Genomic DNA, 14,646 nt, shown 5'->3' on the forward strand with positions numbered 1-14,646 from the left:
ATACTCTTTAGCTATTTAAAGAGGAAGGACTATTACTTTTTAAATATTAATTATTGAAAACTTTATTCGTTCAATTTTAGTAGAATATTTATACTTAATAGTCATAAAAATTTTCCTAAAGCCGAGCCATACCTAAGTTTAGAAAGACTGAGTAATGTTTCACCTAGAAGGATTCATCGCCTTTTGAATCACTCCTTATTGGAAAGATATAACGTTTTTTCAACACCATGGACATGTGGCGGCTTACTATGCCGCCGAATTTCTGCTTCTACATGAAGTCATTTATTTAAACTCTGGGCTGATTTTGCAACGCCATTCTTTTTTCGAACTCTGCTTGGAAATTTATAAAATCGTTTGCTTTTGTATTAAATAACCTGGATAACTCTGTAAGATTGCGCGTTGTTGTATGCTCAAAAGGCGCTCCATATTTTACGACTACCTTTCCTTGAACTCCTCTATATAATGCAAAATCCTTACCTAGTTTCGAATCACTACTTAACCAAGTTTTCTTCGATATTTTTGACAGGGCGTTAGGAAAAAAAGAATTATTAGAGGTAGACCCACCAACAGACAATAGTTTTTTTACCGCATCCACACATTCTTGCCTAAACTTCATCATGGTATCCAATGTTGACAAGGAGTTGACGGAATTTTGAGGCTTAGGATAGTAAGAAAGATGGACATGCATAGGGATTAGCTTTTGAGCTCCACCTACACCTTCTCGCCAGTGTTGATCAACAACACTCACATCCCTAGACATTCTTATCCCCCTTGCCAGCCGTTCTCCTACTCGCAGTTCCTTGATAATAGTATTATTGAAATCAAAATGTTTTTCAGTAACTGGATTACCACTAAGCGTATATTTTATGCCCTCTGCGTTTACTTTGTTGTATTGTGCAAGCAATTTTACTAATACTTTGTGGCCTGTCTCATTATGAGGGATGCAATTAAGAATCATTGTGCACATATCCAGATCCAAAGCCCAAAGAGCATACTCAAATCCACTGATTCCCTCAAAAGTTCTTCCAGAACAATCCGTCACGCTACCTCTTTTTAAAATTAAATTAATTTCTTTTAGTAACATGTAGCGCACTGCACTTTTCTCACTATGAGCTACATAGTGCAATAATTTAGAAACATCAACTAGAGGTTGAAATAACGCCCGATGATTTGTGGATGTCATAGCCAGTGTTTCTAAATCTTTAGGTGATAAATGTTTTGCTATTTCTACTTTAAGTTCTGGGGGTAATTGATTGAATGATGTTGATTTCATATTTTCTTATTTAAGGTTGATTTTAGCCCCATATTCAATCAAATTTTTATTTTTATAACTAATTAGATTAATTTATATGTCATATCAAAAAAACTAATAATTCAATTTTTAGCACGTAAATTTCAAAATTGGAGATAACTGCTCTGTTTGCATTGGCCACAGGAGTTGCCTCATCAGATGGAGATTCAACTACAGTCTATTTTTGTATTAATAAATCAGGAGTTATAATATGCGAATGAAACTCATTCAGCGAATGAGCTTATGATTTTAGAAATTTTGAAAATTATAGAGTTCATATTAGGGTGATCTGCAGCTGCCCATTAATAGGGAAGGCTCAAATAAAATCAATCACCTGTGGCATATTTTAGATGATTGATTTACTGCTCATTGGAAATACAAACTCCTAAGTAATATTGTTTTTAGTTTGATTATATTCTTGTGCGTTTCAATACTTCATTATATTCACGCACGCTGATCAAACCAGCATCAAATTTTTTCTGAGCCTCACAAACACTCATATAACGTTTGTTAGGTTTTTCCTCAGCAACACCAACAATGTCATCAAGTACTACGGTCAACCATTGAATTATTTTTTTCATCGAACACCTTCCTTGTGATAAAAATTACATCCCGCTCCTCATTATAATCATATTTCAAATTTTATTGTCAATAATATATCCAGATAGAAAGTTTATTATGCCCATTCATTGCGGCGTTATCCTATTGACTGCCCACATTGACCACAAAATTTAGCTCCCACCTCAATTAATGAGCCACAAACACATGTTGCACTTTTTATTCCTTGCCCACATTGGCCGCAAAAACGTGCACCTGGGGCATTATAGGTTTGGCATTTTAAACAGCGAACGCCTTGAGTCTCATTACTAAACGAAGAATCATTATAATGACTCTTTTGCCCATGATGTGATTTAGAATATCCATCATGGTGAGAGCTACGATTTCCACTTTGATGATTATTGATATAAGTACCAAAAATACGCTTTATAAAGCTCATGTTAATTCTCCATTTTTTCTGTAAAATGTTTCAGCATGTCCTCCAAAATACAACGAACATGCGTATCGAAAATACTGTAATAAATATGTTTCCCTTCCCGTCTGGCAACAAGAAGGCGTGCGGAACGCAAAAGACTTAAATGATGACTGGTCAAAGGGACTGAAAGATGTAATTGTTCCGCTAATTCAGAAACTGATTTTGGACCTTGAAGGCAAGTTATAAGAAGTTTGAGACGATTTGCTTCCCCCATTAAATGCAATGTGTCACTTAAAGCAATAATTTGATCTTGAGTAAGCATAATTAGTTCAACGATTAAATAAGTGTTTAATTAAAACATAGACTATGCTCAAATTTTGTCAAATCTAAAAAATGGCTTTTAGATTCTCTGCGTATCCAACCATATAAATTGTTGCGTTTATTCATACGGCTATTTATTGCCAGAAACTGAACGTTTCACTATTAAATACATCAGTGTAATCATTTTCATAATGCAGCTTTTTATTTTTAGATCTACAATGACGCAAGGAGAACATAAATGCCAATACCTACTGATTTAAGATTATTTGCAAGAACTGAAGAGATTGATAGTCCTAAAGGATGCAAGCTCATGACCAAAAAGGAACGGGATAAGTTTATAAAATATCATTACTCTCCTGCCAGTGAATTAAAAAATGACAAACTTCATGCTCAGTATTTTTCAATGTTTGCACTCAGAATCTATGTATGGGGCATTACCAGGTATGCAGAAGGAACACACAATTTTGATATTATAGGTGTTAAAAAACAAACCACATCTCGAAAAAGTAAGGGAGAAACACCAACCTCCAGAATGATAAGAAGCCAATTTTTTAAAAATAAAAACTCTATCCAATCGAAATTACCTCCAAATACTGCCGAACAAATCATACGAAATGAGCTTAGCTGCGGCTCCAATTTAGCCAATAGTCTAGATTACTATGCGCGCGTCAATAACATTAATGATGAGTATTATTTGAATATGATCGATCCTTTAGCGAACGCCTATGGATCTAATGAAGAAAATCATTATACAACAGCAATCATGGATGCAACTGCAAGCTTATCTTGCTATCAGCCTTTAACCAGATTAGGTGCTGGCTACATGCAACTTAAAAGAGCTGGTGAAATAAATAAAGAGATCGAAGATGATTGGCAAGTAACTCAACTCATGGGCGCATTGCAACAAGCCGCTTTTGATATCGTAAGCTACAATATAGGAGCATCCCTATATTATGCCCAAGCCAAGTATTTATCTATAGAGAATATACCGACACAGATTTCTGAAATTTTTAGCCCTGAAATCGATTTGCGTTTTGAATTGTCAAAACAGGATGCTCTTGAAGCATTATCTAAAATAGAACAAAAGTTTGGGAAAGATTGCTTAGGAGAATTCTTAAAGAATTTAAAAAAAGAAATGAATCTAGCCTCAATTGATGACTTTAATCAAATAGTACATACTGCATTAATGAACTATCAAACTGAGGTGGCGTATAAACCCATAATAGAGATAGACGGTCATCACAAACAGTATGCTCAGATAACTTCTACTTATAAAACACCTACCGTAACAAGCTACCCAGCATAAAACGAGCATCAAAACTGCCAGTAGATTTTAGATACATTCCTTCATATAAAAAACTTAAACCTTTCAATGCAACAAGTTGTTTCCTGAAGTGCTTACCAGCTAAAACATATTCATTTCAATAAGACCTAAATGCCCAACGAGATGCTCTTTTTTTCGTAAAGTAGAACCATTTTATACTTGACTTATATGCACAAAATAATCAATATAAAGTCATCATGCACAAATTAAAGCTACTCGGGGATATAGGCAAGTGGTTATAAAATAAAACATGATTCGGCACTTTTGTTATATTAGCAATCAATTTTTCAACTTTCTGAATAGGTTCGTAATTATGCGCAATAAAATGGCAGAAAAAACCCCACATTTTTTTTATCATAATGCCAATCATGGTCCCTCTCAAGCGTTAAGCTCAGAACCATTAATCATTAAAGACAGCAAATTACCGGATCTATTAAATGCCCCGTTCGATAAAGAAACCCAATATAATCTTCTCATGTCGTTCATTCAAAGTTGCGATGCTGAATATTTAAATCAACAAATTCTAGTGAATAGCCATACTACTATTGAAAAAGAGGGGCACACAGCCCCCCATTGGAGTACTATCGGAACAAAGAGAATTTATGGCAGCTCTGAGTATCTAACTCAAGAAAACCAATTGAGAACGACTTTAGCCAATATTATTGCAACCAATGAATTAAATTTCTCTTCCACTCAAATGGCCTCTTTGTTTCACGAATTGATGGCAAAACGAGTTAATTTTGCGACTGTTGATCAATCCCCTTATCTGAATTTGATCCATCCCAAAAGTGGCAATAACCCACTCAAAAGCTTAATTGTGTCGTGCTTAGATGATCCTACTCTTATTGAGTTATTATATGATTTTATCGATTATATTGAGACAAGCATGACTCATGATGAGCGATTATCTATTATTGATAATGAAGATAATTTTACCTATGAAGCAATGCTGCCTGCAGAATTTTTGCTGCGTTTAGGCCATGAAGATTTAGCTTTGCGTCTTTATGATTTAGGAGCAAAACCTACTTCATTCGCATTCCGACTTGCCTGTGCAAGTTATGGTACAACTATTCACTATAATGAAGCAATGCAATGCATTCATTTCCTAATGGACTCTCTTGATTTGGATGAACCAGACTTACTGGAAGGAAAAACCTCCCTAAAAAAAGCAAGCCCCACACAATATAATGATATGCTCTCAAGAATAGTACGCACCCTACGTGAAGACTCTAAACTTCGGAGCGGACATTCCAGCCTTTTCGAAACAATACAAAATGAGTACTTAGAACATTATCAAGATAAAATGTCCCTTTCGTTTGTTGATTTTTGTCAAAACAAGGCGAGCCCCCATCATCCCCTGATTCAAAAACATGCTCTTTTACGTATCAAGCAAGAAAACATAGGTAATGGTTTATTCTCGATTTATTATCGCACTGAACCCCATTTAGCTGAGAAAAAATGGACATTGCTCAATCACAATCCAAAAGCAAATCAATTACTTCTGGAGCTATTTGATTTGCTCGACACACCCACAAAAAACAATTCGATTCTCTCCCGTACCTCATAGGTAAAGGATAAACTTATTCTTAGAGCTGATCGCATACTTTTTTGGGGCATCAAACTTATTGATTAAACATCTCGTTAAAATTCAAATTTGTTGATAAATAATCCCATTACAGTGTCGTACATCATTTCTGATTTTGAAAAACAAATTGTTTTTCTAGCCAATCGCCTGATACAAGTCCTAAAAATAAGAAACTTTCTTTCTATTTTCTGCGTATTAGGCTTACCTTCTTAATATTGCTTTGTTGGAAGTCACTCTGATAAGCCCCAAAGCCCATCACTAAAGTATTTCGTGGTTCACGATTACACGCTTTTTTTAAGTGTGGTGGGCACTGCTGTGTCAACAGCTACTGATCCAACACGTGCTATAATCTCGAACGCAAAAGCCATACCCACAAAGAGGAAATTGCCCACATTAAACGCAAATTCACGTCAACTTCAAATAATGATTTTAATCAGACCTTACTACTCATTGACATACCTCTTTCACATTCATATTCACTATTTTGAGCCTTTTCTTTATTTCCTAATCTAAAATCCTGTAATATGTTTCTCATATTCGATGTTTTATTCATCGTTTTTTCTTCGGTCATCATCATCGCCTTACAACTTTCGTCCTTAATAAAGTCTTTAGGTTTATTCATACTCGCTAGTTTACAGCCTTTTGAGTGAAGATCTTTAAACTGCCCCTCGTTAAGAATACCATCATCAATAATTTTCGAGATTGTATTGGATTTAGTCCCTACACAACCTGGTGTGTTAAATGCCGCAGCCTCCTGGATCTTCTGCGAAGCATTAAGCATCGCAGCAAGTTGACAAAATGCATTTCGACGATCGCCTTTCTCATCATAGCGCAAGAGAGCGTCAGATTCTGAATGGAGCATGGTAAATAAAGTAAGAGCATGTTGATAGACCTCACTCTGCCCAGTTCTATCTTTTCCACTTTTGCAATTATTACTGGCGGCCCCTCCCATTGCTTCAACTAACAGTTTTTTTAACGCAATAATATATTCTGCTTTGTTACGTGAGAATTTTGGATCTTCTCGAGTGTCATGATGAAACTCATCCAAAACTCGAATCATGATGATAATACTTGCCTTTTGTTCCGATGTTATATGCGGATTCGATTCTAACTTTCCTATGAATTTATCGAGACGTCGCTGTTGTTCATCTGGGTTCCGTTTATCTATCCAAAATAAAAAGTCTTTCTCATCTTTAAGGGAGGATTCAATATGCTCAGATTTTTCAATTTTATCATCAAGCTTTGTAAAAACCGCTGTAAGAAACTTGTCAGCAACATCCACTAATTGCTCAAATTCGGCATCACCACGCATACTGATTTTATTCCCACGTGAAAAAGCATTAGTTCCATCATTGTGATACATAAGGTGAAATCCTTCTGCCTCCAAATCTTTCATAGCCTTTACTTGGCCTTGAATTAATTGGTTATCAGCTTTTGCTACTTCAACCCCCATCTTTTCTACTTTTTCGCTCAATAACGATTGGATCAAAATTGGTATTTGAGGTTTATCCTCACCGAAGAAATTTCCCCATAAATTTTCATAATTGATGGAGGCCAAATGTTGCGTAATATTTACTAGTTGTTGGGCATTATCCTTCGAGTGTTTTTCCTGTTCCTCAGAGGGCATTTCATAACTCACAGGGGTAGCAGATTTCACACTCGCACTAACAATATTAAGCTCGTCATCTTGTTTTAACATTAAATAATTGATTCGAGCATTTGGAAATCCAGGAGCATGCGGCATAGCCGATGATTTAAAAAGAAGTTGGAAATTATTCCATTTATCTTCTTTTACCGCTTCAGGATCGTTAGGATTTGGTATTTTTTCCAAATACCAAGCTCGTTCGGCCGCACTCAACGCTTGAAACCATTTAGGTTGCTTGTCTCCCTCATTATGAATGTCCAAGTATTCTTGTTTTTGTTCCGGTGTAAGTTGGTGATTGAGTCCAATATCTATTTGGAAAATTGTTTCATTTTCTCTAGGAGTTTCTACAATCAAAATCTGATTTTTATTATGTTCGGCAACAAAATAGCGTTCTGCTTCACGAATATCACGTATTATATTATTAGGCACTGGATTTGTTAGTGCTTTAAGCGAAGAAGCTAAACTTCCCACAAAACGATCGAGCTCTTCTTTGGGATCAGGAGTCACTGGATTGTTTCTGGAAGCAATGATTTCATTACTCAGCCTGGCCAGTTCATTTCTTATCGCTTGTTTTTGTTCAGGGTTGGATGTTAAATAATGCGGGGAGTCAAGAAGAGTTAATACCCCTCCTATGATACTTAATTTTCTTGTAATAATAGAATACTTAGTTTTGGTATCTAATTCTTGAGCAGTGATTGAAGTGGTTGGATCATGTTTAATTTTTATAATTGCCTTCTCTCCAGGATGTTCCGGTTCAACTCTGGTATACACCCAAGTAGGATTAGGGTGTTTTAGGCGTTCACTAATTCTTAAATTTTGTTCTAGAGTACGTAGCATTTCTTGACTGCTTTGTGAAGAAATGGATACAAAATTACTCTCTTGATTTGGTGCATAATTTGTATTAATGACTTTAATAATTTGCTGATTAGCTGCCTCGGAAACAAAAGAAAAACCAGGGGAAGAGCCTTTTTTTGATGCCTCTTGTTTTTCGACAGCTTTTTCTTGATCTTCTAAATTGATGTTCAATATCGGCCTTATTACTGACTGTCGAAATATGGCTCGATCTGCGCGTTGCAACCGCGGTCTTCTTAACTCTGGAACAGGTTGTGAAGACGATGAGGCTATAGGCGAACTACTGGACTGAGTTTCGGGGGTATTACCTTTTCTAGAGTCTCCAATGTTGCCTTTTGGAGATGTCATTTCCCAAACTTCATAATCTTGTACTTTGGGGGACGATGATAATTCGTTTACCCCTGGGGATGGCGGTGAAAATGATAAAGAAGACGATTCATCAAGTTCAAAAGCGTCCTGTTTTTTACGCGTTTGAGAAATTTTTGCTTTGGGTTTTCGAATAGGTCTTTTCCAGTCATCATCATCGTAAATTTTAGCCGAAAATGATAATTTTTGTTCCTCTTGTAAGGTTTTTAAATCTGGAGACGGCTTTGAAGAGGGTAAAGATGAAGATATAGGTAATGCATTTTCAATAATTTCTTCCCTCTTATCCTCTTTAGGGCTTTCATATCTGTCCAGTGAAGAGGGCTCTATCCAACTTTCTTGTTCTGACTCTGGTGATGACACTGGATCGCGCAACAATTTATTCAGTTTAATAGCGCCAATACTATTCACAATATCAGTGTACACTTCGGAAGAATCAGCCATCAAACGTCGAACCAGTGGATTATCTCGATTACGTTTGGAAGCCACTGCTAGTTTTTCTATTTTTGCGATTACGCGATTCAGTTCCGCGATATTATCTTGTTCTTCTGCACTTAAATTTTTAAACTGATTAATCACATTAAGAATCTTAGGAGCAGAAGAAGCTGGTCCTTTGAGACTGGGATAGCTTTTTATTTCTTCTTTAATAAGAATTTCTATAGAAACAATTAAGTTTCGTAACATTTCTTTTTTTAGTTCTTCCATTTTCTACTCCTAAAATCAAAAGCACCTACCCTTTATTTAAATACAAAAAAATTAGGACAGGCTTAATGGAGCAATGCGAATTATGTTGGAGATATACACTTTTGAGATTTCATAGAAACATAAAAGAATGAGGAGTAATGATTTATTTAAGAATAACTGCGCGTCCTTAAGCATGAGTTAAGGAGTGGTATATTATACTTCCTGCCTAATGCACTATTGGAGCAAGTTATGGCGAAAAAACTTTATCAGATTTTAGGCATCGATGAGCAGGCAGATGAGGTAAAAATTCGTAAAGCTTATCGAAAATTAGCATTACAATATCATCCAGATAGAAACCCAAATAATCCTGTTGCAGTAGAAAAATTTAAAGAAATGGCAGCAGCTTATGAGATTTTAGGTGATGCAGAAAAGCGTAAAAAATATGATCAAGGTTTGATTAATGACCAAGGTAAGGAAATTCGATCTGAATTTAATACTCAGTCTCAATACCGCCACAAACCTCAACATGAATCGCATGCTGATGAGCAAAGTTTTCGTCCCCAGCCAAAATCGAAAACTAATGAACCCGATGAGTCAAATTCGTGCAGAACAATGCCACGACCAAAATCTCAATACAGTAAAAACGTCTTTTTTAAGCCACAACCCGCATTTTACTATTTCTTTAACACATATGAAGATGCCGTCCGATTCGAACAGCCTAAGTTTTATAGAAATCAACCCGTATTTTTTTACGTGACTCCCTCACCATTGGAAGCTTTATTAGCAAAAATTAATGCTGAAAATTTAAAAACTAAATCTTTCGGGGCACAACATCATGCCTCCTTTACTAGAGAAAAAAATCAGCAGCCTTCTCATGTATTTGTACACAGCAATTATGCGCTGCAAATGGAACGAATTATTGATAGTTTAATTGCTAATATGATGATGCTTGAGATGATTGAAAGAGCGGTCGATCGTAGAGCAGATTATCAGCGCGTTTTTTCTATCTAAGTGGAAAACATTTCATTTTTCTCGCGTTTAATGAGGGTGAACAATCACCTGACGCTATAATTAGTTTATATAATCTATCTAAGGACAAGGACTGTCTCTAAATACACAGGATAACCAATTTTATTCGGGGCTGTAAAAAAAGCAGCAAATTGTTTCTGTCATTCAAGAAGTGTCCTCGTAAACCAATGCCAAAAATCCCATCTATAATAAGTCTAGGTGTATCAGATTAATATCATTACTGTAAGGAAATAAAAGAACACCTTGCTGACAACAGGATCTTATAACATCCTGAACTTCATCATGTTTTTTTCGGATTTGGTTAAAGTCAGCTATGCCAAACAGTCACTGCGATTTAACGTTGATAGGCTTGTGCCGTAAGGACATATCCCTGACCTCCATGATCACCTCTACCACAAAAAACGGCTATTCCTTTGATGTATCGCCAACGGTGAATTAGGCAGCGACACTGGCATCTTTCATCAATTTTAAGCATGAAATATGATATCAACTTTGAACTTCATCCATTAATTCATGTAAAATCTCTTAAAATCCTAATTAGTAAAGTTTCTTCATCCTGACAAACAAATCATTTACTCCTTAAAATGAAATAATTGCATTAACTCGTCAGACAATCGTTTTCCGCTCTTGGGTTCAATTGATAAACATTTTCTAAGGCTTCTAATTGATTTTGACTAAGAACAATATCAACTGCTTTCATATTTTCATCCAAATGATCCCGTTTCAAAGTTCCAGAGATCGGTATAATATCCTCACCTTGAGCAGAAAGGCTTTACGATTATTAAGTTAAGATTATGCAAAAATCACTCCCTCTGACCTATAAACTGAAACCCAAATGGTACACTCTGCTCAAATCAAATACGAAATAGGATATTATGAATAAGCTAAAACCCATATGGGCGATAAGCCTTCTTGCTACGTACATCTGTTCTGCTCACGCGAAGGGAGTACAAGTCAGTTGTAATATGCCAGTCAGCACAGCCAATAATATCGAATGTACTTTTTTTGGTACAGGTAACAATTTAAGTGAACAACTTGAAAAAGCTATTGATAAATATCAGAATAATTTGTCATTAGTGATCCAGCCAGGTGAATATCTTTTAAAACCAATTACAATAAAAAAACATCACAATATCACGCTACATCTTGAATCCGGCGTCACTCTTGTTGCTGCGGAACGCAAAGATAAAAGCTGGGAACAAGAGCGTGGTTTGATCAATCTGATTCATGTGAATCACTTTAGGTTAAGTGGTGATAATTCAGACACTAGTGTGATTAACGGCAATGGAAAAAGCTGGTGGACATACAAAACATCCAAAAACAGGCCTTTTTTGCTCCACCTTAATCATGTTGAAAATCTAACTATTGATCATTTACAACTAAAAAATTCACCGCGTTTTCACCTTATGATCCGAGGCGGTAAAAACGTTGCCGTTCATGATTTACGCATTGATGCCCCAGAAGATTCGCCTAATACAGATGGCATTAATGTAGGATCAATTACCAAGATGGAGATAAACAATGTTATTATAAAAAATGGTGATGACGGTATTGCAATTAACGCCATTAATGAACCCTCCAAAAATATTAAAATCAGCAATGTCGATTTGTTTTATGGACACGGTGTTTCTATAGGCAGTGGCGTCAAAAACACCATATCCGATCTCATGATTAACAATCTCAGCTTTCATGATGCATCCAATGGACTGCGTATAAAAACACGATGTGATAAAAAAGATTGCTCAGACACTAAAAAAGGAATAGTAACGAACATTACCTACAGTGATATCACTATGGAGAATGTGAAATATCCAATTATATATGACATGGAATACAGTGAAACAGGCAGTAAATCACATGTGGTTATCAAAAATATAACCTATCAAAATATTTACAGTATCAACTCTAGGAAAGAAGCACGAATGTTCTGCGGCAAGCATAACCAATGCAGCTCCATAATTTTTAAAAATGTAAACATTGATTCAGGAATGCAATGTCAGGGAGGCTCCTGGAGCAAAGAGGGGAAAATCGTTAATTGTTTAAAAAATTAAACCCCAGCTCCACCTTTGGCTTCTCAGAATAGAAAAAGCCCACACAGGATATGCATATGATTCTATTAGGTTGGGCTTTGTTCTCCATTTGTTGGTTTAGAATTTTGTGTCTTTTGTTGGACTGTTAAAGAGTCAATAAAGCTCACTGGTGTTGAATAAGTCATAGGAATTTTTTCTTTATCAAGCGCTTTTTTGATACTTGTAAGCACTTCATCAAGAGAATAACGAAGGTGGCTGGGTTCAGGTTTTGTCCACCAATAGATTGCAAAATCAATACCATTAGATGAAAAAGATACAACATAAATTTGAATATACTTTTCTTTGGAAACACTCTCGCATTGTTTGACGGCATCTCTAATTGTAGTGCGTGCCCTTTCCAAGTCGGTATCAAAATCCACACTGCAAATGATTTTTTTCCGTCTTAGTTTTGAATCAGTCATTACCTGCACAGTACTCATAAACATTTTCGTATTAGGAATAAAAGCGCGTGTACCATCTGTTTTACGTAAATGAGTATTTTGTATTGAAATACGATGAACGTAGCCTCGTTGTGAGTCTACTTCAATGAAATCGCCAATACTAAATGGCTCTCTTAATAAAAGTAAAATGCCCGTAAAAAAATTTTCAAAAATATTTTTGAATGCAAGGCCAACAGCAACTGACGTTAATCCCAAGGTAGTTAAAATATTTGCAGTTGTCACTGATGGAAAAATTATGGCTGAAATAATTAACACTCCAATAAGCCAAACCAAAATAATAGTTAATTTTTGCGAAATTATTACCAAATTTGCCCGAACTGCCATTTTAGGCAAAAATGAGCTTACAATTTTCCCTATTATTTTCGCGATAAAATAAGTGAGAACAGCAAAAAAAACGCCAACTATGATATTGGGAATAAGCGCGACAAAATTTTGTGCAAACTTATCTAATGTTTTTAAAATAATGCTTACATAATTCATCTGATTTCCCTATCACTTACCACTAAATTAAATATGTTTATGAGCTCATTATAAAAATTCTAGTTATTATTTAAGAATATGTCCAAATTTTGAAATAAACTACGCTCCATTTTAGTAACGCATAAAACCAAAGTTCATTACGATTACAAATAAAACACACTTTATTAAAAATAATCCTTTATATCATTGACTTAATAGTAATAATTAGCATTTTCAAGAAAATTCATATAGGATAAATTAATACCATTTGTTAATACTAAGCTTATTATATGTCCTTCATACGCCAAGACCCAAAATCAAAAGCATCTAGAAAAGTTTCTATTGCAAGTTTTATTGGCACAACAATTGAGTGGTATGACTTTTATTTATTTGGGACTGCTTCTGCTTTATTTTTCAATGTTCTTTTTTTTCCTAAATTCAGTCCCGTAGCTGGAATCATGGCCGCATACGCAACCTATGCTGTTGGCTTTTTTGCCAGACCTCTAGGTGGCATTATTTTTGGCCATTACGGGGATAGGTTAGGTCGCAAAAAGGTATTGATTATGACTCTGTCTTTAATGGGTGGATCTACGTTTTTGATTGGATTGCTGCCTACTTACAATACAATTGGTATCTTTGCTCCTCTTTGTCTCATTCTTTTACGATGTATTCAGGGTATTGCCGTTGGTGGTGAATGGGCCGGGGCGGTGGTGATGTCTGCTGAAGTAAGTAGGGAAAAAGAAAGAGGTTTTTATGCAAGCTGGCCAAATTCCGGAGCCCCATTTGGTTTAGTACTTTCTATTATAATATTACTTATTTTTTCTTCTCTACCCAAAGAACAATTTTTATCTTGGGGTTGGCGCATTCCTTTTTTACTGAGTTGTTTTGTCGTGTTTGTTGGTTTTTATCTTCGCTTACAAGTTATGGACAGTCAGGTTTTTGCGAAAGCCGCGAAGCAAAAACGCCCTCCTAAAGTTCCAGCTTTAGAAATGCTTCGCTCTCATTTTAGAAACTTTGTTTTAGCAATAGGCGCACGCTTTATAGAAAGTTCTTCTTTTTACATACTAACTGTTTTTATATTAAGCTATGGAACAATCCAACTGCAATTATCAAAAACTCTTTTACTGTATGCAGTAATGACGGGGGCTATTTTAGAGACATTTTGCATTCCTTTTTTTGGAAGGCTCTCCGATCGGATTGGGCGTCGTCCAGTATATATTGCAGGCGCCGTATTGATGGGATTATTTGCTTTTCCATTTTTCTGGTTATTGCAAACCAAAAGCCCTTCCTTAATTTTTTTTGCTGTAATATTTGGCATGTGCTTTGCCCATGCAGCAATGCATGGAGCTCAAGGTGCATTTTATTCTGAGCTTTTTAAAACACGTATTCGCTATAGCGGAACTGCGATTGCATATCATTTATCTGCAGCGCTCTCAGGTGGTTTAACTCCATTGATTGCTACTGAAATAGTTCATTCGACGAATGGAAAGACTTGGCCCGTTTCAGTTTATCTCATTATAATGGCTATAATAACTATTATTTGTGTCTATTTAGCCGTAGAAAAGGCTCAAAAGGATATTTCCTCATAGT

The 14,646-nt window shown here is 35.7% G+C and carries 12 protein-coding genes; 5 read left to right on the forward strand and 7 right to left on the reverse strand.

Going from position 1 to position 14,646, the window contains the following annotated elements:
* Positions 1–286: 286 nt before the first annotated feature.
* From EL220_RS09800 to EL220_RS09810, 4 genes are all read right to left on the reverse strand, one after another.
* Positions 287–1,273, reverse strand: a complete 987-nt coding sequence (locus EL220_RS09800; protein ID WP_027272306.1) for an F-box protein — start codon at positions 1,271–1,273, stop codon at positions 287–289.
* Positions 1,274–1,701: 428 nt separating this feature from the next.
* Positions 1,702–1,872 (reverse strand): hypothetical protein, encoded by a 171-nt coding sequence (locus EL220_RS18185; protein WP_164480592.1) that lies wholly within the window; start codon positions 1,870–1,872, stop codon positions 1,702–1,704.
* A 116-nt stretch (positions 1,873–1,988) separates the two neighbouring features.
* Positions 1,989–2,288, reverse strand: coding sequence for a zinc ribbon domain-containing protein (locus EL220_RS09805; RefSeq protein WP_027272305.1), 300 nt, complete (start codon positions 2,286–2,288; stop codon positions 1,989–1,991).
* Position 2,289: 1 nt separating this feature from the next.
* Entirely contained in the window at positions 2,290–2,586 is a 297-nt protein-coding gene (locus EL220_RS09810; protein ID WP_027272304.1) for an ArsR/SmtB family transcription factor, read from the reverse strand.
* Positions 2,587–2,823: 237 nt separating this feature from the next.
* Between EL220_RS09810 and EL220_RS09815 the strand changes: the two genes are divergently transcribed.
* Together EL220_RS09815 and EL220_RS09820 are read left to right on the forward strand one after the other, a co-directional pair.
* Positions 2,824–3,891, forward strand: coding sequence for a hypothetical protein (locus EL220_RS09815; protein ID WP_027272303.1), 1,068 nt, complete (start codon positions 2,824–2,826; stop codon positions 3,889–3,891).
* A 331-nt stretch (positions 3,892–4,222) separates the two neighbouring features.
* A complete protein-coding gene (locus tag EL220_RS09820; protein WP_027272302.1) occupies positions 4,223–5,476 on the forward strand; it encodes a hypothetical protein in 1,254 nt (417 codons plus the stop codon).
* A gap of 74 nt (positions 5,477–5,550) precedes the next feature.
* Here EL220_RS09820 and EL220_RS09825 read toward each other — a convergent pair whose 3' ends face one another.
* Together EL220_RS09825 and EL220_RS09830 are read right to left on the reverse strand one after the other, a co-directional pair.
* Positions 5,551–5,679: an IS1 family transposase gene (locus EL220_RS09825; protein ID WP_081779100.1), complete on the reverse strand. Its 129-nt coding sequence runs from the start codon at positions 5,677–5,679 to the stop codon at positions 5,551–5,553.
* Between the two features lie 248 nt (positions 5,680–5,927).
* Positions 5,928–9,059 (reverse strand): hypothetical protein, encoded by a 3,132-nt coding sequence (locus EL220_RS09830; RefSeq protein ID WP_027272301.1) that lies wholly within the window; start codon positions 9,057–9,059, stop codon positions 5,928–5,930.
* Positions 9,060–9,287: 228 nt separating this feature from the next.
* Between EL220_RS09830 and EL220_RS09835 the strand changes: the two genes are divergently transcribed.
* Positions 9,288–10,049, forward strand: a complete 762-nt coding sequence (locus EL220_RS09835) for a J domain-containing protein (protein ID WP_027272300.1) — start codon at positions 9,288–9,290, stop codon at positions 10,047–10,049.
* 893 nt (positions 10,050–10,942) lie between these two features.
* Complete coding sequence (locus EL220_RS09840; protein WP_027272299.1) at positions 10,943–12,118, forward strand: glycoside hydrolase family 28 protein; 1,176 nt, start codon at positions 10,943–10,945, stop codon at positions 12,116–12,118.
* Positions 12,119–12,183: 65 nt separating this feature from the next.
* On the opposite strand, the gene EL220_RS09845 is transcribed toward EL220_RS09840, so the two are convergent.
* Positions 12,184–13,077 (reverse strand): mechanosensitive ion channel family protein, encoded by an 894-nt coding sequence (locus EL220_RS09845; RefSeq protein WP_027272298.1) that lies wholly within the window; start codon positions 13,075–13,077, stop codon positions 12,184–12,186.
* 269 nt (positions 13,078–13,346) lie between these two features.
* Here EL220_RS09845 and EL220_RS09850 point away from each other — a divergent pair, with 269 nt between their 5' ends.
* A complete protein-coding gene (locus EL220_RS09850) occupies positions 13,347–14,645 on the forward strand; it encodes an MFS transporter (protein WP_027272297.1) in 1,299 nt (432 codons plus the stop codon).
* Position 14,646: the final 1 nt, after the last annotated feature.

Origin of the sequence: Legionella sainthelensi (assembly GCF_900637685.1) — a bacterium.
Lineage (GTDB): Bacteria > Pseudomonadota > Gammaproteobacteria > Legionellales > Legionellaceae > Legionella > Legionella sainthelensi.